This is a genomic window from Arthrobacter sp. 2762 (genome assembly GCF_040548745.1).
Classification (GTDB): domain Bacteria; phylum Actinomycetota; class Actinomycetes; order Actinomycetales; family Micrococcaceae; genus Arthrobacter.
The window spans coordinates 32,086-51,944 of the sequence record NZ_JBEPSI010000011.1; the positions used below are offsets into that span (position 1 = coordinate 32,086).

A 19,859-nucleotide genomic window follows, 5' to 3' on the forward strand; every position below is an offset into this window, starting at 1 on the left:
GCAGTAATCACGGTCGAACGCAGGTGGGAGGGCAGGATGGCTGAAGTTTCAGGCCCGCACCCCGGTGGCGAACGCCCGGAAACAACGGCACCCCAGGACTTGGTGCGGCTCCTTCAGGACTTCACCCTGGAAGCCAACCACTACGTCGACGCAGCCGGCGGCCGGAACGATATGCACCGGACGGATCTCAACGCCCTTGCAGTGATCATGCGACATTCTGCCGCGGGCCGGGTTGTTACACCTGGCGTCCTGCGCAACGAACTACGCCTGAGTTCCCCCGCCACTACCGCGTTGGTGGACCGGCTTCACGCCTCGGGACACGTGGTGCGCGAACGTGTCGGCACGGACCGGCGCCAGATCCAGTTGATCATGACACCAAAGGCCTACCGGGATGGAAGTGCCATGTTCATGCCGCTGGCTCTGCGAATGGGCAAAGCCATGGGCGCTTACAGTGCTGACGAACTGGACGTTGTCCGACGCTTCATGACAGACATGATCGAGGCCACCGCAGCGGCCCGCACGGAAACCGCGGAGAACGGCAACTAACCGCATTCCGCCTAAATCCACCGGCGAAGTTGTAGCGTTTCCCTATGAACGCGCAGCAGCCTGAAGATGTTTACACCCACGGGCACCACGAGTCGGTTGTCCGGGCCCACGCCTCGCGGACGGCCGAGAATTCGGCCGCGTTTGTCATTCCGCATCTCACCCCGGGGACGTCGGTCCTCGACGTCGGGTGCGGACCGGGCAGCATCACGTGCGATTTCGCGGGGCTGGTTGCACCCGCGCAGGTCATCGGCTTGGATCGCTCGGCGGACATCGTCGCCCAGGCAACGGAACTGGCAAAGGATCGTGGCGTAGACAACGTGGAGTTCCGAACCGGCAACATCTACGATCTCGAGTTTGAGGACGAGACCTTCGACCTCGTCCACGCCCATCAAGTCCTCCAGCACCTCACCGATCCCGTCGCCGCGCTGCGTGAGATGCGCCGCGTGGCAAAACCGGGCGCGATCGTGGCCGTCCGCGACGCCGATTTCCACGGCATGAGCTGGTACCCGGAAGTCCCCGAGCTCGATGACTGGATGGAGCTCTACCAGAAGATCGCACGGCGCAACGGTGCCGAACCGGATGCCGGCCGTCGATTGGTGTCGTGGGCGCAGCAGGCAGGCTTTGCCCAAGTGGCACCCAGCAGCAGCAATTGGCTCTATGCCACAGCCCAACAACGGGCATGGCAGTCCCGTGTGTGGAGCGAACGTGTCCTCCACTCCGCTTTTGCCGAGCAAGCCCTCGAATACGGGTTCGCCAATGAGGCCGACCTCGCCCGGATCGCTGCGGGCTGGCACCGCTGGGGAGCCACGGACGATGGCTACTTCCTCATTCCCAACGGCGAGGTGATCGCCCGGGCCTAGGTTGCGCGTGGCTTCCTAGGTCAGGAAAGAAATTTCGCAAAAACTTTGCCGAGCCATGTAGAAAAGCGCCCCGCAGTTCCGACCCATGAGTGAAAGCACCCAAACAGGGCGCCACTTCATAAGGAGTTTGAGATGAAATACATGATCATGATGTTCGGGTCCGCCGAGGGCATGATGGAAACGGCCGATCCGGAGTGGGTCAAGGAAATGATCGGGTTCATGATCCAGATCGACAAGGACCTCCGCGACTCCGGTGAACTCGTCTTCAACGCAGGGCTGGCTGATGGCAGCACCGCGAAGCTCGTGAAGCAGACCCCGGATGGCGTCATCACCACGGACGGCCCGTATGCCGAGTCGAAGGAATCGCTGATCGGGTACTGGGTGGTGGACGTCGCCAGCGAGGAACGTGCCGTGGAAATTTGCTCGAGCATCGTCAAGTACTCCCAGGTGGTGGAGCTCCGCGCTATCCCGGACGGCCCGCCGGAGGTCTAGTTTGGCCGTTCCCCCACGCGACATCGAGGACCTGCTGCGCACCTTGGCGCCGCAGGTCCTCGGCGTGCTGGCACGCAATCACGGACAGTTCGACGCCTGCGAGGATGCCGTGCAAGAGGCACTCATTGAGGCCGCACTGCAGTGGCCAACCGGGCTGCCAACAAATCCCAAGGGATGGCTGCTGGCTGTCGCATCGCGCCGGCTGGTTGATGTGTGGCGCAGTGAACGCGCGCGCCGCGCCCGGGAGGAACGCGTCGCCGCAATGGAAGTCAGCTTCCAGGACGCCACCGCGTCTGAAGCCGACGACACCCTGACCCTGATGTTCCTTTGTTGCCACCCCTCCATCAGTGCACCCTCGCAACTCGCCTTGACGCTCCGGGCCGTAGGAGGACTCACGACGGCGGAAATCGCCTCTGCTTTCCTCGTCCCCGAGGCGACCATGGGCCAGCGCATCAGCCGTGCGAAACAAGGGATCCAGAGGGCAGGCGCCCGGTTCGACATGCCGCCGGAGTCCGAGCGGAAAGCCAGGCTCGGCGTCGTACTTCACGTCCTGTACCTGATCTTCAACGAAGGCTACGCCGCAAGCTCGGGCGACTCACTGCAACGTGAAGACCTCACCGCCGAAGCGATCCGCTTGACGCGCCTGCTGGTGAGCGCCGCGCCCGGTGAGTTCGAGGCTACCGGTTTGCTCGCGCTCATGCTGCTGACGGACTCCCGTCGTGCCGCGCGCACCCTGGCTGACGGAATGCCCGTGCCACTGTCCGAACAGGACCGGAGTTTATGGAACCGCGGGCAGATAGAGGAAGGCATCGCACTCCTGTCTTCCGTGCTCGGCCGCGGCGCAGCTGGGCCGTACCAACTCCAAGCCGCGATCGCGGCCGTACATGCGGAGGCGCCGTCTGATGCCGAAACAGACTGGCCGCAGATTCTCGCCTTGTACACGGTCCTTGAAGCCGTAGCGCCCAGTCCCGTGGTGACCCTGAATCGTGCTGTGGCTGTGGCCATGGTGAGTGGGCCAGCAGCCGGGCTTGAGCTGCTCACCGGGCTGGATTCGGCCATCGGTCGGTCGCACCGCCTGGATGCGGTGCGGGGCCACCTGCATGAAATGGCGGGCTCTTATGTGGACGCGCGCGCCGCCTACCTCGCCGCCGCCAAGAAAACGGGCAGCCTGCAGGAGCGGCGGTACCTGATGGGGAAAGTGGCGCGAATGGACGAGCATTGACCCCATATAGTCGAATCCATGGAACAACGCATACTTGGTAAGACCGGCCGGTGGGTGTCCACTGTTGGATTAGGCACGTGGCAACTCGGAGCGGACTGGGGCGACGTAACAGAGGAAGACGCACTTAGCGTCCTGGAGGCCTCGGTTGACGGCGGCGTCACTTTCTTCGACACCGCCGATGTCTACGGCGATGGCCGAAGCGAGCAGCTGATCGGACGCTTCCTCCGCGCCAATCCCGGTCTGGACCTGATGGTTGCCACCAAGATGGGCCGGCGCGTGGACCAAGTGCCCGAAAACTACACCCTCGCCAACTTCCGCGAATGGACTGACCGTTCGCGCCGGAACTTGCAGCAGGACACGTTGGACCTCGTCCAATTGCATTGCCCGCCCACGGCCGTCTACACGCGGGATGAGGTGTACGACGCACTGGACACCCTCGTCAGCGAAGGCGTTATCCGCAACTACGGCGTCAGCGTCGAGCGGACTGACGAAGCCCTTGAAGCCATCAACCGCGGGAATACGGCGTCCGTTCAGATCATCCTTAACGCCTTCCGGCTGAAGCCGCTCGATGAAGTTCTCCCGGCAGCGAAGCAGGCCGGAGTCGGCATCATCGCCAGGGTGCCGCTGGCCTCCGGGCTGCTGTCCGGAAAGTACACGCCGGAAACCGAGTTCGCGGAGAACGACCACCGCAACTACAACCGCGACGGCTCCTCGTTCGACGTCGGCGAGACCTTCTCAGGCGTCGATTTCGCCACCGGTGTCAAGGCCGCCCAAGAGTTCAGCGCATTAGTGCCCGACGGCGTCAGCACCGCGCAAGCCGCCCTCGCCTGGGTGATCGCCCAGGACGGCGTCAGCACGGTCATCCCCGGTGCCCGTTCTTCAGCACAGGCACATGCAAACGCTGAGGCGGGAGCGATGCAGTCCGTAGGTTCGGGGCTCACCGCTGGGGTCCAGGACATCTATGACCGCTATTTCCGCGAAGCGATCCACCCGCGCTGGTAGCCGGCCTGCCGCCGTCGTGCATGTCACCATCCGCTGCGCGTCGGGGTGTGCCCCTTTCGGGCGTCGGCGGGCATCGACATTTCGGCGCGTAGCCCCAGAAGCCGGATGGGACGGTCGGGCTCGATCCGCGCCGTGACGTCCAAGGCTTGCGCGAGGACTTCGTCCCGGTCGAAGGTCTCTGGAATCTTCCTTGCGTAGGTCTTGGTGAAGAACGGGGCGTACCGGACTTTGAGGGTCAGCCCCACCACCGGCCGCCCCTCGGCCGCCACGTCTTCGAGGACGCGCGCCGTCAGCTCCTTGATGGCGTCGCTGATCTGGGAAGGTTCCGTGAGGTCCTGCTGGAACGTGGTCTCGCGGCCGTGTGCCCGGGCAACCCACGGGGTGTCGTCCACTTCATTGGCGCCTTCACCTCGTCCCAGCTGCGCATACCAAGGGCCCATCTTGGGGCCGAACTCCGGGACCAATTGCTGAGGATCGGACGCGGCAAGCTCGGCGACTGTGGTGATCCCAAGTTTGGCCAACCGGGCCGAGACCTTGGGTCCAACGCCCCATAGCTCCTTGGTGGGCCGACTGCCCATGACCGTGAGCCAGTTCTCCGCGGTGAGCCTGAAGATTCCGGCAGGCTTACCGAACCCCGTGGCCACTTTGGCGCGTACCAGCGTGTCGCCGATACCGATGCTGCAATGCAACCGCGTTCGTTCCAGGACGGCGGCCTGCACCCGCCGCGCGTAAGCCTCTGGATCCTCGGTTTCTATGCCCACAAAGGCTTCATCCCAGCCCAGCACCTGCACGGTACCGCCGGGTTGCTCCCGCAGGGTGGACATCACCACGTCCGAGGCCGCCAGGTAAGCCTCCTGGTCGACGGGAAGAATCACGGCGTCCGGCACTTTCCGGGCCGCTATTCGCAGTGGCATTCCAGAACCGACGCCGAACGCCCTGGCTTCATATGAGGCCGTGGACACCACAGCACGTTCCGTCGGATCTCCCCGGCCACCCACAATGATGGGTTTGCCAGCGAGCTCGGGGCGCCGGAGGACCTCGACAGCCGCAATGAACTGGTCGAGGTCAACGTGCAGTACCCAGGGGATTCCGCTCACGGCACCAGTTTGCCCTAAGCCGTGACCTCCTGACCCTCTTTGGGCTCACGGTGCCCGGAAATCAACCCATTTAGGCTTCAATCGGCTGTCTGGGCGGCCAAACAAGGTCAGGACCCAACGCGTCCCGGGCACCCTCCTCACCGGCATAAGCTGAGATGTGCAGTTTTCACTTTGGCTGGCCCTGGTTGGTGCCGGCACCCTGATCAGTTTCACTCCCGGCGCCGGCGCCATTTTCACCATGAGCAACTCGCTCAATTCGGGCTTCCGACGCTCCATCTGGGGCATCCTGGGCCAGCAGTTGGCCTTGGTCATCCACATCGTGATCGTCGCTTTGGGCGTCGGCGTACTGGTCTCCAATTCGCCGGTGATCTTCAACGTCATCCGCTACGCCGGAGCGGCCTACCTGGTGTACCTCGGCATCCGGCAGTTCCTGCACAAGCCGGACCTGGACAAAGAAGAGGTCGCGAACAAGAAGAACGAGTCCGCCCTCTCGATGTTCCAACGCGGCGTCTGGGTGAACCTGCTGAACCCCAAAGCAATCGTCTTCTTCCTGGCCTTCATGCCGCAGTTCATCAGGCCGGACCAGCCGCTGCTCCAGCAATACGCGGTGCTGACAGCGACGGTGTTGTTCATCGACATCATGGTGATGTGGTTCTTCTTCGCCTTGGCCGCACGGTCATTCCAACGGTTCACGCATGACCAGCACGGCCAGAAAGTCCTCAACCGCGTCTTCGGCTGCCTGTTTGTCCTCGTGGGTATCCTGCTCGCGGTCATCCACTAGCCACGGCGGCCGGGACACGGTGCTACCGTCGAGGCATGGAAGCGGACTGGATCGAGCACCGACGTTCGGACGATGGCGAGCACGTGGGGTGGATGAAACCCGCAGGTGACGGATTCGTCGCAATCGACATGCTGGGACGCCCACGCACGGACGAAGTGGATTGGTTCACCGCCGAGGAAACACTCGATGCCCTCGGCCTGCGCTACCTCGCCGACCCCCACGAATTGTTACTCGACGACGGCGCGTGGCTGCGCGTCCGGATCGCCGAAGTAACACCTGACGCTGTACGGGTGAAGAAGGAAGATTGGGGCGATATGACGGCGCCCCAGATCTATTTCACGGTGTCGAACCCCGTCTCGGAGGCACAGCTTCGCCCGCTATTGGCTAACCCAGCGATGTAGAACCGCGAACCACCAGTGAGCTCTCCAGCGTCACGTGCGGCTCCTCCAAATCCAGGCCTTCCATGAGCCCGCGGAGTTGCTCCCCCGCCCTTCGTCCAAGCGGGGTCGCCGGCAGGTGCACGCTCGTGAGGCTGGGATTGCTGGTGGCCGAATACGGGAGATCGTCGAAGCCCGCCACTGCCAATTCGGCAGGAATCCGGACGCCCGCCACACGCGCTTCCTGCAGCACGCCATAGGCGTGGGTATCGGTACCGCAGACGACGGCGGTCACCCCCTCCCGCTGCCAGGCAGGCCAAGCGTCGGCGAACGCGGCGGCGGCAGCACCGACGTCGATCGCGGTACTGATGACATGCGCACCGGCCACCAACAGTCCGCACGCGGCGGCCTCCTCAAGGAAAGCTTCCCTGCGGAGGTGGAAAGTGGTGGTGCCGGTGATGCCGTCCACGTAGGCGGCGCGGGTATGTCCGGACGCTGCGAGGTGCCGGGCCAACTCACGCGCGCCTTGGGCGACGTCAAGATTTACGGACGGCGCGTAGGACTCGAGCCCCGGCGCATCGAGGAGCACAAGCGGTCCTGCCGCGGACAGGTCCTCCAGGAACTCGGCACTGGGGGCGCCCACGAGCAAGCCGGCCGGACGGAGTGCCAACAATTTGCGGACATCCTCGGCCTGCGGCGACTCCCCTGCGTCGGTCACCGAGAGCAGCAGTTGGTAAGCCGGGCCGAGTGATTCCCGGACGCCTGCGATGACGTTGGCGAAGAACGGGTTGGACACGTCCGGCGTCACGAGGATGACGATGGAGCTGACTCCGCGAGCCAGCGAACTCCCAATGCTGTCAACCACATAGCCAAGTTCGGCGATCGCTGATCGGACGCGTGAGATGTTGTCCTCGGATACTCGTCCTTGCGTCTTACCGTTGGCCACCAATGAGACGGTGGCAGTGGAAACCCCGGCCCGGGCGGCCACCATCGCAGCCGTCACACGGGGCGCGCGGGCGTTCCGCCGATCCAAGGTATCCATGCATCGATCGTAGCGTTGTTGCAGACCTTACAGTCGCCGCAAGGGATCAAGCGCTTAACGCGAATTACGTTAAGCGTTTGACGCGACCCCCAAAGCAGTGCCAGAATTCCCATGAATGCTTACCGCCCTGCTTCGGGCAAGAACCTGGCAGGCCCCAATGACGTGGAGACAAACGTGGACCCCAACCCCATGACAGCACGCAAGAGGATCATTCTTGACTGCGACCCCGGCCATGACGACGCAGTGGCATTGCTGCTGGCCCACGGCAACCCGGACATCGAGCTGCTTGCAGTGACAACGGTGGTGGGCAACCAGACCCTTGAAAAAGTCACGCGCAACGCCCTCTCGGTAGCCACCATCGCTGGCATCACCGGCGTTCCGTTCGCCGCAGGTTGTGACCGCCCCCTGGTTCGAACCATCGAGACGGCCCCCACCATCCACGGCCAATCCGGCATGGATGGTCCGGAACAGCCCGAGCCCACCATCGAACTGGACCCGCGCCACGCCGTCGACCTCATCATTGAAACCGTCATGGCACACGAACCGGGCACCATCACCCTGGTGCCTACCGCGGGCCTGACGAACATCGCCATGGCTGCCCGCAAGGAGCCGCGCATCGTGGAGCGCGTGAAGGAAGTTGTCCTCATGGGCGGCGGCTACCACGTGGGCAACTGGAGTGCCGTGGCGGAGTTCAACATCATCATCGACCCCGAAGCCGCGCACATTGTCTTTAATGAAAAGTGGCCCGTGGTGATGGTCGGCTTGGACCTCACGCACCAGGCGCTGGCCACGGACGAGGTGGTGGACCGCATCGCGGCCATCGGCACCACGCCGGCCAAGTTCGTCATGGAACTCATGGACTTCTTCCAGAAGACCTACAAGGATGCCCAGGGCTTCGATTTCCCGCCGGTCCACGATCCCTGCGCAGTTGCCTACGTCATCGACCCCACCGTGATGACCACACGCAAGGTGCCGGTGGACATCGAACTGCAGGGCAAGCTCACCCTCGGCATGACGGTGGCGGACTTCCGCGCGCCCGCCCCGGAGGACTGCCATACGTCCGTGGCCGTGGATCTGGATCACAGGAAGTTCTGGGATCTTGTCACCGATGCGATCGAACGGATCGGTGAACCAACGCTCGACGGCGGCGCTGACGCCACCGCCGCGGTTAACGTCGCAGCCGGAGAGGCAAAGTAATGTCCGTCCTCGTACCGGAAACCAAGCCCGCCCGGGGTAACGTCATTGCACTCATGGTGGCCCTTCTGGCAGCCTGTGTTGCCTTCCAGCTCAACGCCTCCATGCTCAGCCCCGCCTTGGTCACCATGGGCAATGAGCTCCAGACGGACCAAGCCACCATCGGCCTGTCCCAGACCTGGTTCTTCACCGCCGCAGCACTGTTCTCCCTCTTCCTGCCCCGCCTGAGCGACATCGTGGGCCGCAAGAAGATCCTTGTGGGCATGATGCTCCTGATGGCTGTTGGTTCGGTCATCGCGGCACTCGCACCGGATGTCACGTGGCTCTTCGTAGGCCGCATCATCCAGGGCGTCAGCGGTCCCACTGTCCCCCTCTGCCTCATCATGCTCCGCTCCGCAGTGAGCAACCCGCGCAAATACGGCACCCTCATGGGCCTCATCACTGCAGTGAACGGTGGCGTGGCTGGTGTCGACTCGTTCGTGGGCGGCTACTTCGCCGAGAACTTCGGATTCCGCAGCATTTTCTGGCTCATGGTTGCCCTGGCCCTTGTGGCAACGGTCCTTATCGCCGTCCTGGCGGGAGAGAGCAAACCTGCTGCCGGAACCACCATGGACTGGCTGGGCGTGTTCTTCATCGTGATCGCGGTAGGCGCCCTCCTGACAGCCTTGAACGAAGGCTCCAAACTGGCCACGGCCTTTGATGCGGGGACGTTAACGTTGGCCTTTGGCCTGATCCTGGTTGCCGCCGTCGCGTTCTTCGCGTTCTGGACTGTTGAAAAGCGCGCCAAGCAGCCCATGGTGGAAACCGTGCACCTGCGGCAGCGTTCCACGTGGGCGCCGCTTTTGACCACCACACTGACCATGACCGGTATCTTCGCGGTCGTCAATGGGATCATCCCGGCGTTCGTTCAGGCGGCCGAACCCGGCTTCGGCGTGGGCCCCACCGAGATGTCGCTCATGATCCTTACGCCGTACGCACTGCTGGGTTGGCTCTTCGGCCCGATCAGCGGCAGGCTCGCCCCGGTCCTCGGCTACACGAAGGTCCTTCGCATCGGACTGCTGGGCAGCCTTGTGGCCTTGGCGATCATCGCGTTCTTCGGCCTGAACAACCTGCCGATGATGATCGTGGGCACGGCCTTGCTGGGCATCATGTACGCCGGTACCGTCAACATCATGCTGAACGGACTGGGCGTCGTCCTCTCGCCTCAAGGCAACCCGGGCTTCCTCCCTGGAATGAATGCGGGCGCTTTCAACCTCGGCGCCGGCCTAAGCTTCCTGGTCCTGCCCGCGGTCCTCGTTGCGACGTCCGCACTGGGTGACGCAAAGGCGTCGTACCTCACCGTTGTGGTGGTGGGTCTCGCCATTACGCTTGCCGCCTTCGCCGCCTCACTGCTGATCCCGAAACCACTGGATGCAGAAGTCGCAGAGGCAGAGGCGGCTGAAGTCAAGGCAAGCAAATGAGCACAGAAGCCGGCGCACCCACGGCGGGGATAGTCGTCGTCGGCTCCCTGAACGCCGACCTGACTATTTACTGCGACCGCCTTCCCAAGCCCGGCGAGACGGTCCACGGCAATGGTTTCGCCGTAAACCCCGGCGGCAAGAGCGCCAATCAGGCGGTGGCGGCCAGCAAGCTCGGCGCCCAGGTCAGCTTGGTGGGCGCAGTGGGCGATGACGCCAACGGAAGCATGCTCCTGGGCTCGGCCGCCAACGCCGGAGTGGACGTCACCCGCGTCCGACGCTCGGACGCCGCGACGGGCGTCGCGGTCATCTCGGTGGATGCCAGCGGCGAGAACAGCATCATCATCTCGGCCGGGGCAAACGGGACTCTAACCCCGGCAGACGTGCGCGCGGCAGCGGACGCCATCAACAGTGCTGCGGTGGTCTGCCTCTGCCTTGAAGTCGCGATCGATACTGTGATCGCCGCTGCACAAGCAGGGCACGACGCCGACGCTACCGTCTTGTTGAATCTCTCGCCTTACGCAGAGGTACCGGAGGTTCTGGCCGGGTTGAGCGACGTGCTGCTGGTCAATGCGCACGAGGCCTCCCTGTTCCTGGGTGGCGAAGCCGACGTTCCTGACGCCGACGCGGAGGCCGAAGCATGGGAGCCGGTTCGGAGCCAGTTTGCCGACAGGGGTTTGCAGCGCGTGCTGGTAACGCTGGGCGCCCACGGGTCTGTTGTGCTGGATTCGTTGGCCCGCGGGACCCAGGACCAGATCACCCGCATTGCCCCTACCCGCGTTTCGGCCGTAGACACCACCGGTGCGGGTGACGCATTCACGGGAGCTGTCGCTGCACGCCTTGCTGCAGGCGATTCCCTCGCGGATGCTGCAAGCTTTGCATCAGTGGCTGCCGCGTTGGCCGCCACGAAGAAGGGCACCCAGGCCGCCTATCCCAGCATCGCGGACGTCGAGCGCCTGCGGGGCGTTTAGTCCCAGCACTCCCACCCATGTAGGTCGCAGCGCCGCCTGATCTGCGACCTACATGGGTTAAGCGGACTGGCGGGCCGCTCGCCGGGCCGAACGCTCAGCGGCCTTGCGGCTAAGTGCGCCATGGCCGGCAAACAGTCGTGGGACCACAAAATAGACGGCGGCCGGGACCACCAGGGCTGTCAGCACGAGTGCCCGCAGAATTGGGTGCCACGGCTCCATGATCGGCCCGAGCAACAGCATGCCGATGGAGACCAAGGGGAAGATCGCGATCCAGGTGATGAGGGCCCGCATGTGCACGGACGGGGCACGGGTTGGGGTGGTTTCAGCAGCCTTGATTTCGGTAGCAGCTTGAGTGGTCATGGCATTCTCCAACCAGGTAGTTGCAATTAGCTTTGTCCCACCATAACGGCACTCGGCACCAATTACAACTACTTAGTTGGAAAATGGTAATCTGGTACTTATGGCATGGGACACAGAGCGCACCAAGTCACTGCTCCTCGAGGCGGCGACGTCTGAGTTCTGCACGCGGGGACTTGCCGGGGCCCGGATTGATCGCATCGCCGCAGAGGCCGGCGTCAACAAGGAACGCATCTATCAGTACTTCGGCAACAAGAACGGCCTTTTTGACGCGGTCATCGTAGCCGCTCTCAGCTCCCTCATGGATGAAGTGCCCATCCACGGCGAGGGCCCAGAGGCCATGGCGAACTATGCGGGCCGTCTGTTCGATCATCATCAAGATGATGCCACCGCGCCACGCCTTCTCTTCTGGGAAGGCCTGGAACGCGGCACCGAAGTTGTGGGCCTGCCCAAACGGATGGCCAACTGTGCGTCCAAGGTCAACAGCACCATTGCAGCCCTTCCCGGAATCTCAAAGGAAGACGCCGGTGATCTCCTCATCACCATCGTCAGTCTTTGCGATACGGCCCCCGTGCTGCCCGCACTCGATGGACTCATGGCCGGGAACGACCCCGGCCGCCTCGAGAGGCGACGCGCCGCCGTCGTACGCACCGTCTACTTGGCTGCCTCCGCGCTGGCTGCCGAAGCAGCGTCTGCCGGGTCCCCCACCGCAGAAATTGCGCCCGCTCCAGTGGTCCAGTAGCCACCTTCACCGCCCGCCCCCTACACCCTGTGACAGCTTTGACTGGAAAAGTGACATCGTTGTGAAGTGGCCCCTAGCCAAGAAGGGGTGCCATCAACCATGCTTGCTGCATGTACTCAACGACGAGCCCATACCGCATCATCACGGTCTGCACTGGAAACATCTGCCGCTCGCCCATGGCAGCGCTCATGCTTACCGAAGCCTTCGAAGCGGAAGGGCTCGGCAAGTTGGCAGTGGTCGACTCAGCGGGCACCACCGGGTACGAGGTGGGGCACCCGATCGATCCCCGGGCGGCCCGCAAACTGACCGCCCACCACATCGCTTCGGAGGACCACGTCGCACGCCAGTGGAGGCGCGAGTGGTTCGCTGAGCGGGACCTCATCCTGGCACTGGACGTCGATCATTTCGGCTGGCTTCAGGAGGGCGCGCCGGACCGCGAATCGCTGGCCAAAGTCCGTATGCTTCGCAGCTTCGATCCCATGATGGTTGGACGCAGTTCACTGGATTTGGGCATCGAGGATCCTTGGTATGGCGGTCACACCGACTTCGACAACACCTGGACCCTTATCAAAGCCGCTGTTCCAGGCATTGTGCGCTACGTGAGCGATGCACTTGCGGAAGACTCCGGGAGTAGCGCCAGCGACGTCCGAAACGGAGCCACCGAGCACCAGCAGGTAACCTCTATGTCATGACCCCTGCACCCGTGATCATCGCCGTCGACGGGCGGTCCGGCGCGGGCAAGACCACGCTGGCCGTCGAGTTGGCGGCCCGCCTTCGGGAGCACCACAAGGTTTCCCTTTTCCATCTGGAAGACATCTATCCCGGATGGAACGGCCTTGCCACAGGCATCGAAAGGTACATCGCAACGGTCCTGACGCCTTTGAGCCAAGGCGAGGCAGCAGAGTGGGTCAGCTGGGATTGGGAACGGCATTACGACGGCGCGCTGCACGTAACGCTGCCAGCCGAAATCGTGATCGTGGAGGGCGTCGGCGCCGCAGCGGACGCCGCGCGTCCCCTGCTGGACGCCATCGTCTGGGTCGAATCCCCCGGTGACGACCGCCGTCGTCGGGCTTTGGCCCGTGACGGAAACACCTACGAACCTTATTGGGACAGCTGGGCTGCCCAGGAGGATGTTTGGCTCGCAGCCGACGCGGTTTCCGGCGCAGCAGACATCCGTGTGCAGAACCTCGCGGATGGCAACGCCCCGGATGATGTCCTGCAGGCCATGCGGTACCTGCCGTCGTTGTCAGCGATCCTCTCGCCGGAACTCAGTGCGCGTCGAGGCTTGCAACTCCGGTCCGAAAAGATCAGCGCAGTTCCGGACGCCGAGGCGCTCTTTCAGAACCTCTACGGTTCCTCGACCAATGCTGTCTGGTTGGATTCCTCCAATGCGTCCGCAGTTTCAGGGACGTCCCAGGCCGCTGCCCGCAGCCGCTTCAGCATCCTGGCGGACGATGGCGGCACGTTCGGCCAGTCCGTCCAACACCGCCAGGGAACCACTCAGGTGACCGCCGGAACAGCCACCGTGAAAACCTCCGGACCCTTCTTCCGCTGGCTCGATTCCGTCTGGGGACGACGGGCCGTGCGGGCACCCCGCGGCTACGATGGGCAGTTCACGCTCGGCTGGTTGGGCTACCTGGGCTACGAGCTCAAACGGGAAACCGGGGGCAACGACGTCCAAGCGGGGACCCCCGACGCGGCCCTGCTCTTCGCTGGACGCGCCGTGGTGTTGGATCATCGCGAGCAGACAGTGTGGCTGCTCGCCTTGGACGCGCCCGACGCCGATGAGTGGCTGCGCGAGGCTCGAACCGCCGTCGGGGCTGCTTCAGCCGCCCCGGCTTCCGCCGTCGAGCATGTTTCCGAGGCGGCTCCGGAATTCACTTGCCGTGACAGCGCCACGGACTATAAGCGCAAAATCGCCGACGCCCAGCATGAAATCAGCGAAGGCAACTCGTACGAGGTCTGTCTGACCACCATGCTTGAAGCACCTGCCAGCGGACTGGACCCGTGGCAGAGCTATCGGACGTTGCGACGCCGCAATCCGGCACCATTTGCCAGTTACCTCCGGTTCGGCGAGCTGGTCGTCGCGAGCACCTCGCCCGAGCGCTTCCTCCGGATTCTCTCCGACGGCGGCATGCGGGCCGAGCCGATCAAGGGGACGCGTGGGCGTTCCGCCGATCCCACGGAGGACGCCGAACTGCGCCGCGACCTGGAGACCTCGCTGAAGGACCGCGCGGAAAACATCATGATCGTGGACTTGCTGCGCAATGATCTGAGCCATTTCGCCATTCCCGGCTCGGTGACGGTCAGCCGGCTGTGCGCGATCGAAAGCTACGCCACGGTGCATCAAATGGTCAGCACCGTGGACGCGCACCTTCGCCCGGGCGCTCCGCGGGCAGAGGCACTGGCTGCGGCCTTCCCTGCCGGTTCAATGACCGGCGCGCCGAAGATCAGCACCATGGACATTCTTGACCAGCTTGAGGCGGGTCCCCGCGGTATCTATTCGGGAGCAATCGGCTACTTCTCGCTGAATGCGGCCACGGACCTCGCCGTCGTGATCCGTACCCTCGTGGTGAATCCCGACGACGACGGCGGGCGCACGCTCAGCCTGGGTATCGGAGGGGCAATCACCGCGGACTCCGTGGCCGACGACGAGTACGAAGAGATCCGGACCAAGGCGTTTGGCGTGTTGTCGACGCTCGGGGCCGACTTCCCCGGCTGAGTCTGTGTACAGCTAGCCGGCCGTCGCTTCAAGGGCCGTGTTACTCAAATTACTGGAGCGTCGCGGTCAATCTCGCGACGTTATCCACATACTTGGCCAAGGGGGGTCTGTCCATCCAGTCGTCCAACGTAAGCTCACGGGATACCTCGCGATACGTGGACTCCACGGCCCGCATGAGGTTCACGGTTTCGGCGCCCAGGAGCATCACCGAGACCTCCATGTTCAGGGAGAAGGAGCGCATGTCCATGTTGCTGGAACCAAGAACCGCAACCTCGTCGTCGATCGTGAAGTGCTTGGCGTGGAGTACATACGGCGCGCGGTACAGGTAGATGCGGACGCCTGCTCCGAGGAGCGCTTCGTAATACGAGCGTTGGGCGTGGTGGACGAGGAATTGATCACCCTTTTCGGAGACGAAGAGTTCCACATCAACGCCCCGCTGGGCCGCCGTGGTGATGGCATAGAGCAGGGAGTCGTCAGGCACGAAGTAGGGGCTGCAAATGGAGATCCTGTGCTGCGCCGAGTAGATCAGCGTATTGAACAAGCGCAGGTTGTTCTCCGTGGCGAACCCCGGACCACTCGGGACCACCTGGGCGGTGACGTGCCCCGGGGACGGTTGGGAGGGCAGGCGAAGCTGGCTTTCGAGTGACTCGTCGGTTTCGCTGAGCCAGTCCGTGGCGAAAACTACGTTCAGGGTGGCCACGATGGGACCCTCGAGCCGGGCCATGAGCTCAACCCATTGACGGCCCGCACGGCGATGCTTCGGGTTGTTGTAGGACGGCTCGATCAGGTTCTGCGAGCCCGTGAACGCCAGTGTCCCGTCGATGACCAGGATCTTGCGGTGGTTCCTGAGATCCGGGCGGCGCCATTGGCCGTGGATAGGCAACAGCGGCAACATTCGCTTCCACTGAATCTGGCCTGCCTTAAGCCGGCGGACCAGGCGGCGGTAGCCCTTGATGCGCAGCGTTCCGATGTGGTCGAAGAGCAACCTGACGGTGACTCCGCGCTCGGCAGCCTTCTCGAGTTCGGTGAGTAACTCGTCCGTCACGGAGTCGCTGCTCATGATGTAGAACTCCGCGTTGACATACTCCGTGGCGCCCCGGACCGCCTCGGCCATCGCTTTGATGGACTCCTTGTAACCAGGAATGAGCTCCACCTTGTTGCCGTCCACCATGGGCAGCGAGCCAAGGCGGTGGTTCAGCTCACCCGCTGACTTCACCCACTCCGGGCCGGAATAGGTGCTCACGGGATCGGACAGGTCAGAGGTGACGGCGCGAACGCGATGATTAACTTGTTCCTGCTGTTCACGCCGCCGCTTGGACAAGCGGAAATTGCCAAAAAGCAGGAAGAGCACGAATCCAACGGTCGGGACGAGGAAAACAGCCAGAAGCCAGGCCATGGCTGTTGTGGGGCGACGGTTGCCGGGGATGATCCCCAGCAGCACGATGCGCATGATGACTTCCGCAATGGCCCAAGCACCTAGAAGCCAGGTCCACTCCAAGCCAATCGGAAAAGGAAAAAGCACTCCACAACCCCCACGGTCCAAGAACTAACGGTGACCACAGCCTATCCGCCCCGCCCCTTTGGAGGGCCGCACTAAGCTGGGAACATGACTTCTCCTGCCCCCACGGTCCTCGTTTTCCTGGACCCAGCCTTCGAAAACGGCCGCATTGCCGATTCAAGCCAGCCCCAGCTCATGGCCACTGACCTCGGCGCTACCCGTGGCGACGGCGTGTTCGAGTCCCTTCTGGCCGTCCAGGGCAGGGCGCGCAAAGTGCAGGCACACCTGAACCGGTTAGGCACTTCCGCAGCGGCTTTGGACTTGGCGATCCCGGAGCAGGACGTCTGGCGAAGGGCGATTGACACGGCGATCACCGAATTCCGCACCGTCTACCCGGCGCCGACGCCCGAAGAGGACGAAGTCGTCGTCAAGCTGATCGTGACCCGTGGCATTGAAGGTGCGGCGAGCCCCACATGCTGGGTACAGGCTTCGCCTTCACCCGCGGGAAGCCGCCGGCAGCGCGAGACGGGTATCGACGTCGTACTTCTGGACCGCGGCTTTGATACTGAGGCCGGCGAGCGCGCGCCTTGGCTGCTGTTGGGAGCCAAGACGCTGTCTTATGCCGTGAACATGGCGGCGCTGCGCTACGCGCACAAGCAGGGTGCCGATGACGCCATCTTCACCTCAACAGATGGCCGTGTTCTTGAGGGGCCGACGTCCACTGTGTTGCTCGCCCATCTGGAAACAGTGGACGACGGCGACGGTTCCGTCAGGACGGTTCGACGACTCATCACGCCGCAGCACGATAGCGGGATCCTTCCCGGCACATCGCAGGGTGCGCTGTTCGCCGCCGCGAAGGCTGCAGGGTGGGAGCTCGGCTACGGGCCGCTGGTGCCGCAGGACCTGTTCGACGCGGACGCCGTTTGGCTCATTTCGAGCATCCGCTTGATCGCGCCGGTGAACCACATTAACGGCCACGAGATCGGTACTCCCGCTGTCCGGAAGCAGCTCACGGAGGAACTGAATGAGTTGTTTGCCGGAATCGAATAATTCCGGCCGGCCAGACTGAGGCCTACTCTGCTCCGCTTGGAACTTAGCAGATGACAAGTAGAGTAATTGCTCGCATGACTCATTGATAAGGAATTCTTGGCCTCAGCATTGAGCTTCACAGGGGTTCAATCGCGTTCCTTATCCTCCTTGAAATGGGTGTCCGTCATGTGATGAATCTTGTTCTCGTGTTAGTTGGATCACGTCCTCCCGACACCATTTCAGACTTTGCTGGCTAACTTCCCGGAGGGAATATGGGACACAGCTCCCCCACAACAGCCGAGGCATCGGCACCCGAGGCGCAGTCGGAGACTGGCGCCTCACAGACAGGACTTCGCCGGTCCATGGAGGCCCGGCACCTGGTGATGATTGCCATGGGTGGCGTCATCGGCTCAGGCCTGTTCGTCAGCTCGGGTTACACCATTGCCACCGCGGGCCCCTTGGGCGCCGTTCTCGCGTTCCTTATCGGAGCCGTGGTGGTCTACCTGGTGATGGCATGCCTCGGGGAACTCGCCGTTGCGTTCCCCGTTTCAGGTGCCTTCCACATCTATGCCGCCAGAACCATCGGACCTGCCACCGGCTTCGCCACAGCCTGGCTCTACTGGCTTTGCTGGGCCGTGGCGCTGGGTTCGGAATTCACTGCCGCCGGCCTGCTCATGCAACGCTGGTTCCCCGGCGTCGACGTCTGGATCTGGTGCTTCATATTCGCCACCGTCCTGTTCACCCTGAATGCCATCTCATCGCGCGTCTTCGGTGAATCAGAGTTCTGGTTCGCGCTCATCAAGGTTGCCGCCGTCGTCGGCCTGATTATCCTGGGCGGCGCCGCTTTGATGGGCTTCCACCCGCTCGCCGCAGGCGAATACCCGTCGCTCACCAGCAACTTCAGCACACCCGAGGGGCTGTTCCCCAACGGCTTCACGGGCGTCTTCGTCACCTGCCTGGCAGTGTTCTACGCCTTCTCAGGCTCCGAACTGATCGGTGTGGCCGCCGGCGAAACATCCAATCCCGGCGCCAACATCCCCAAGGCCATGCGGACCACGGTCATCCGTCTCATGATCTTCTTTGTCGGCGCGATTACCGTTATCGCGGCGACCATCCCCTACGAGAAGGTCAGCGTGGACGAAAGCCCGTTCGTCACCGTCTTCTCCATGCTCGGCATTCCGTTCGCTGGGGACATCATGAACTTCGTGATCATCACTGCCCTGTTGTCTGCTGGAAACTGCGGACTCTACTCCTGCGCCCGCATGCTCTTCTCGCTGGCCGATGAAGGACACGCACCCAAGGCGTTCAGGAAGCTGACCAAGCGTGGGATCCCGATGATGGCCCTGTGCGTCAGCATGCTCGGCGGCCTGGCGTCCCTGATCAGCAGCATTGTTGCGCCGGCAACCGTGTACCTGGTGCTTGTCTCGATTGCCGGCTTTGCGACCGTGGGCGTGTGGATGTCCATTGTGGCCTCGCACTTCGTGTACAGGCGCACGTTTGTCAAGAACGGCGGCGATCTCAGCACGCTCCCGTACAAGGCACCGCTCTTCCCGCTGGTTCCGATCCTGGCGTTCGCGCTGTGCGTTGTGTCTTTGATCGGCATAGCCTTCGACCCCAACCAGGTGGCGGCACTGCTCTTCGGCGTTCCGTTCGTGGGGGCATGCTACGCGTTCTTCTACTTCAAGTACGGACGACGCCGGTCGCTCAAGAAGGCTGTCGGCGTCTAACCGCCGTAGCTTCCTGACCTTCTTTGCCTGCAGATCAGCCCCTCGGCAACCTTTTCGGGTTGCCCAGGGGCTGATGCTGTTTGAAAGCAAGTCAGGACGCCACAAGGTCTGCCAAATTCAGGACTTGGGCTTGACCACACGCACAGGGTGCTCGCTCAGGATCGACAGCCGGTTGAACGCGTTGATCCCAATGGCTGCCATGCAGAGGACACTGATTTGCTCGTCGTTGTAGTGTTCACGGGCCCGCTCGAAGAGTTCGGGGCTGGGCCTTGACGTGCTCATCCGGGTGATCTGCTCAGTGATTTCCATGGCCGCCCGCTCAGCCGGCTCAAACAACGTCACTTCCTTGTAGACAGCTACCAAGGACAGACGCTGTTCCGTTTCGCCGTACCCCAAGGCCCGGCGATGGTGCAGGTCCAGGCAGAATGCGCAGCCGTTGATCTGCGACGCAAGGTAGTTCAGAAGTTCGATGGTCCGCCGCGGGACACCTGTGCGGTCGGCTTCCCCAATCACCTGCTGGGCATAGTGGCTCAGTGTTGCGTAGAGCTCGGGCTGCTGCTTATCCAGATAGCCGGCGAGACGTGCTTTTGTTTCCTGTTCAGGCATGCTTGGAGCCTAGCGCAACAGGCACGGGGTGCTGGCTGCACAGAGACATGCTCCCGCTGAGCTGCCCCGCCGTCCCGCAGCGGGGCGTCAAGTGAAGGAACATCCGTCCGAAAGCCGTTGGACGTGAGAGAACATCC

20 protein-coding genes are annotated in these 19,859 nt (G+C 63.2%); 15 read left to right on the forward strand and 5 right to left on the reverse strand.

Annotated elements, in window-relative coordinates:
- Positions 1-36 precede the first annotated feature (36 nt).
- The 5 genes from ABIE18_RS18735 (at position 37) to ABIE18_RS18755 (ending at position 4,122) form a co-directional block, all read left to right on the forward strand.
- On the forward strand, positions 37-546 hold the full coding sequence (locus tag ABIE18_RS18735) for a MarR family winged helix-turn-helix transcriptional regulator (protein WP_499724105.1): 510 nt from the start codon (positions 37-39) through the stop codon (positions 544-546).
- Positions 547-590: 44 nt separating this feature from the next.
- On the forward strand, positions 591-1,406 hold the full coding sequence (locus ABIE18_RS18740) for a methyltransferase domain-containing protein (protein WP_431116851.1): 816 nt from the start codon (positions 591-593) through the stop codon (positions 1,404-1,406).
- A 132-nt stretch (positions 1,407-1,538) separates the two neighbouring features.
- Positions 1,539-1,898 carry a YciI family protein gene (locus ABIE18_RS18745; protein ID WP_216926769.1) on the forward strand — a complete coding sequence of 120 codons (360 nt, stop codon included), beginning with the start codon at positions 1,539-1,541 and terminating at the stop codon, positions 1,896-1,898.
- Position 1,899: 1 nt separating this feature from the next.
- The gene (locus ABIE18_RS18750) at positions 1,900-3,120 is read left to right on the forward strand and encodes an RNA polymerase sigma factor (protein ID WP_499724106.1); all 1,221 of its coding nucleotides are present in this window, start codon (positions 1,900-1,902) and stop codon (positions 3,118-3,120) included.
- A gap of 18 nt (positions 3,121-3,138) precedes the next feature.
- Positions 3,139-4,122 (forward strand): aldo/keto reductase, encoded by a 984-nt coding sequence (locus tag ABIE18_RS18755; protein ID WP_499724107.1) that lies wholly within the window; start codon positions 3,139-3,141, stop codon positions 4,120-4,122.
- 23 nt (positions 4,123-4,145) lie between these two features.
- Here ABIE18_RS18755 and ABIE18_RS18760 read toward each other — a convergent pair whose 3' ends face one another.
- Positions 4,146-5,219 carry a DNA polymerase IV gene (locus ABIE18_RS18760; RefSeq protein WP_499724108.1) on the reverse strand — a complete coding sequence of 358 codons (1,074 nt, stop codon included), beginning with the start codon at positions 5,217-5,219 and terminating at the stop codon, positions 4,146-4,148.
- Positions 5,220-5,376: 157 nt separating this feature from the next.
- Between ABIE18_RS18760 and ABIE18_RS18765 the strand changes: the two genes are divergently transcribed.
- Positions 5,377-6,000 carry a LysE family transporter gene (locus tag ABIE18_RS18765; RefSeq protein WP_499724109.1) on the forward strand — a complete coding sequence of 208 codons (624 nt, stop codon included), beginning with the start codon at positions 5,377-5,379 and terminating at the stop codon, positions 5,998-6,000.
- A gap of 35 nt (positions 6,001-6,035) precedes the next feature.
- The gene (locus ABIE18_RS18770; RefSeq protein ID WP_499724110.1) at positions 6,036-6,401 is read left to right on the forward strand and encodes a hypothetical protein; all 366 of its coding nucleotides are present in this window, start codon (positions 6,036-6,038) and stop codon (positions 6,399-6,401) included.
- On the opposite strand, the gene ABIE18_RS18775 is transcribed toward ABIE18_RS18770, so the two are convergent.
- Positions 6,385-7,419, reverse strand: coding sequence for a LacI family DNA-binding transcriptional regulator (locus ABIE18_RS18775; protein WP_499724111.1), 1,035 nt, complete (start codon positions 7,417-7,419; stop codon positions 6,385-6,387). The genes ABIE18_RS18770 and ABIE18_RS18775 overlap by 17 nt on opposite strands.
- Before the next feature lie 189 nt (positions 7,420-7,608).
- On the opposite strand from ABIE18_RS18775, the gene uriH reads away from it, so the two are divergent.
- From uriH to ABIE18_RS18790, 3 genes are read left to right on the forward strand one after another with little or no spacing between them, the layout of a single operon-like run.
- The gene (uriH, locus tag ABIE18_RS18780; protein WP_499724178.1) at positions 7,609-8,616 is read left to right on the forward strand and encodes a uridine-preferring nucleoside hydrolase UriH; all 1,008 of its coding nucleotides are present in this window, start codon (positions 7,609-7,611) and stop codon (positions 8,614-8,616) included.
- The gene (gene uriT / locus ABIE18_RS18785; protein WP_499724112.1) at positions 8,616-10,073 is read left to right on the forward strand and encodes a uridine transporter UriT; all 1,458 of its coding nucleotides are present in this window, start codon (positions 8,616-8,618) and stop codon (positions 10,071-10,073) included. Before uriH ends, uriT begins: the two co-directional genes overlap by 1 nt.
- Positions 10,070-11,041 carry a ribokinase gene (locus ABIE18_RS18790; protein ID WP_499724113.1) on the forward strand — a complete coding sequence of 324 codons (972 nt, stop codon included), beginning with the start codon at positions 10,070-10,072 and terminating at the stop codon, positions 11,039-11,041. Before uriT ends, ABIE18_RS18790 begins: the two co-directional genes overlap by 4 nt.
- Positions 11,042-11,098: 57 nt before the next feature.
- Here the strand turns inward: ABIE18_RS18790 and ABIE18_RS18795 are convergent, their stop codons facing one another.
- Positions 11,099-11,401: a hypothetical protein gene (locus ABIE18_RS18795; RefSeq protein WP_499724114.1), complete on the reverse strand. Its 303-nt coding sequence runs from the start codon at positions 11,399-11,401 to the stop codon at positions 11,099-11,101.
- A gap of 100 nt (positions 11,402-11,501) precedes the next feature.
- Between ABIE18_RS18795 and ABIE18_RS18800 the strand changes: the two genes are divergently transcribed.
- From ABIE18_RS18800 to pabB, 3 genes are all read left to right on the forward strand, one after another.
- A complete protein-coding gene (locus ABIE18_RS18800; protein WP_499724115.1) occupies positions 11,502-12,140 on the forward strand; it encodes a TetR/AcrR family transcriptional regulator in 639 nt (212 codons plus the stop codon).
- Between the two features lie 110 nt (positions 12,141-12,250).
- Positions 12,251-12,832, forward strand: coding sequence for a low molecular weight protein-tyrosine-phosphatase (locus ABIE18_RS18805; RefSeq protein WP_499724116.1), 582 nt, complete (start codon positions 12,251-12,253; stop codon positions 12,830-12,832).
- Positions 12,829-14,862 (forward strand): aminodeoxychorismate synthase component I, encoded by a 2,034-nt coding sequence (gene pabB / locus ABIE18_RS18810; protein WP_499724117.1) that lies wholly within the window; start codon positions 12,829-12,831, stop codon positions 14,860-14,862. Before ABIE18_RS18805 ends, pabB begins: the two co-directional genes overlap by 4 nt.
- Before the next feature lie 49 nt (positions 14,863-14,911).
- Here pabB and cls read toward each other — a convergent pair whose 3' ends face one another.
- Entirely contained in the window at positions 14,912-16,384 is a 1,473-nt protein-coding gene (gene cls / locus ABIE18_RS18815) for a cardiolipin synthase (protein WP_499724118.1), read from the reverse strand.
- Between the two features lie 84 nt (positions 16,385-16,468).
- Between cls and ABIE18_RS18820 the strand changes: the two genes are divergently transcribed.
- Both ABIE18_RS18820 and ABIE18_RS18825 read left to right on the forward strand, forming a co-directional pair.
- Positions 16,469-17,410, forward strand: a complete 942-nt coding sequence (locus tag ABIE18_RS18820) for an aminodeoxychorismate lyase (protein WP_499724119.1) — start codon at positions 16,469-16,471, stop codon at positions 17,408-17,410.
- A gap of 251 nt (positions 17,411-17,661) precedes the next feature.
- Complete coding sequence (locus ABIE18_RS18825; protein ID WP_499724120.1) at positions 17,662-19,116, forward strand: amino acid permease; 1,455 nt, start codon at positions 17,662-17,664, stop codon at positions 19,114-19,116.
- A gap of 117 nt (positions 19,117-19,233) precedes the next feature.
- Here ABIE18_RS18825 and ABIE18_RS18830 read toward each other — a convergent pair whose 3' ends face one another.
- The gene (locus ABIE18_RS18830; RefSeq protein WP_499724121.1) at positions 19,234-19,722 is read right to left on the reverse strand and encodes a carboxymuconolactone decarboxylase family protein; all 489 of its coding nucleotides are present in this window, start codon (positions 19,720-19,722) and stop codon (positions 19,234-19,236) included.
- Positions 19,723-19,859 lie beyond the last annotated feature (137 nt).

Bases quoted from the DNA above. Each gene is read 5' to 3' on its own strand.
- uriH (WP_499724178.1), top strand. From the start codon at position 7,609: ATGACAGCACGCAAGAGGATCATTCTTGACTGCGACCCCGGCCATGAC.
- ABIE18_RS18820 (WP_499724119.1), top strand. From the start codon at position 16,469: ATGACTTCTCCTGCCCCCACGGTCCTCGTTTTCCTGGACCCAGCCTTC.
- ABIE18_RS18755 (WP_499724107.1), top strand. From the start codon at position 3,139: ATGGAACAACGCATACTTGGTAAGACCGGCCGGTGGGTGTCCACTGTT.
- uriT (WP_499724112.1), top strand. From the start codon at position 8,616: ATGTCCGTCCTCGTACCGGAAACCAAGCCCGCCCGGGGTAACGTCATT.
- ABIE18_RS18800 (WP_499724115.1), top strand. From the start codon at position 11,502: ATGGCATGGGACACAGAGCGCACCAAGTCACTGCTCCTCGAGGCGGCG.
- pabB (WP_499724117.1), top strand. From the start codon at position 12,829: ATGACCCCTGCACCCGTGATCATCGCCGTCGACGGGCGGTCCGGCGCG.
- ABIE18_RS18830 (WP_499724121.1), bottom strand. From the start codon at position 19,722: ATGCCTGAACAGGAAACAAAAGCACGTCTCGCCGGCTATCTGGATAAG.
- ABIE18_RS18740 (WP_431116851.1), top strand. From the start codon at position 591: ATGAACGCGCAGCAGCCTGAAGATGTTTACACCCACGGGCACCACGAG.
- ABIE18_RS18825 (WP_499724120.1), top strand. From the start codon at position 17,662: ATGGGACACAGCTCCCCCACAACAGCCGAGGCATCGGCACCCGAGGCG.
- ABIE18_RS18745 (WP_216926769.1), top strand. From the start codon at position 1,539: ATGAAATACATGATCATGATGTTCGGGTCCGCCGAGGGCATGATGGAA.
- ABIE18_RS18795 (WP_499724114.1), bottom strand. From the start codon at position 11,401: ATGACCACTCAAGCTGCTACCGAAATCAAGGCTGCTGAAACCACCCCA.
- ABIE18_RS18735 (WP_499724105.1), top strand. From the start codon at position 37: ATGGCTGAAGTTTCAGGCCCGCACCCCGGTGGCGAACGCCCGGAAACA.
- ABIE18_RS18770 (WP_499724110.1), top strand. From the start codon at position 6,036: ATGGAAGCGGACTGGATCGAGCACCGACGTTCGGACGATGGCGAGCAC.
- ABIE18_RS18805 (WP_499724116.1), top strand. From the start codon at position 12,251: ATGTACTCAACGACGAGCCCATACCGCATCATCACGGTCTGCACTGGA.
- ABIE18_RS18790 (WP_499724113.1), top strand. From the start codon at position 10,070: ATGAGCACAGAAGCCGGCGCACCCACGGCGGGGATAGTCGTCGTCGGC.
- ABIE18_RS18775 (WP_499724111.1), bottom strand. From the start codon at position 7,419: ATGGATACCTTGGATCGGCGGAACGCCCGCGCGCCCCGTGTGACGGCT.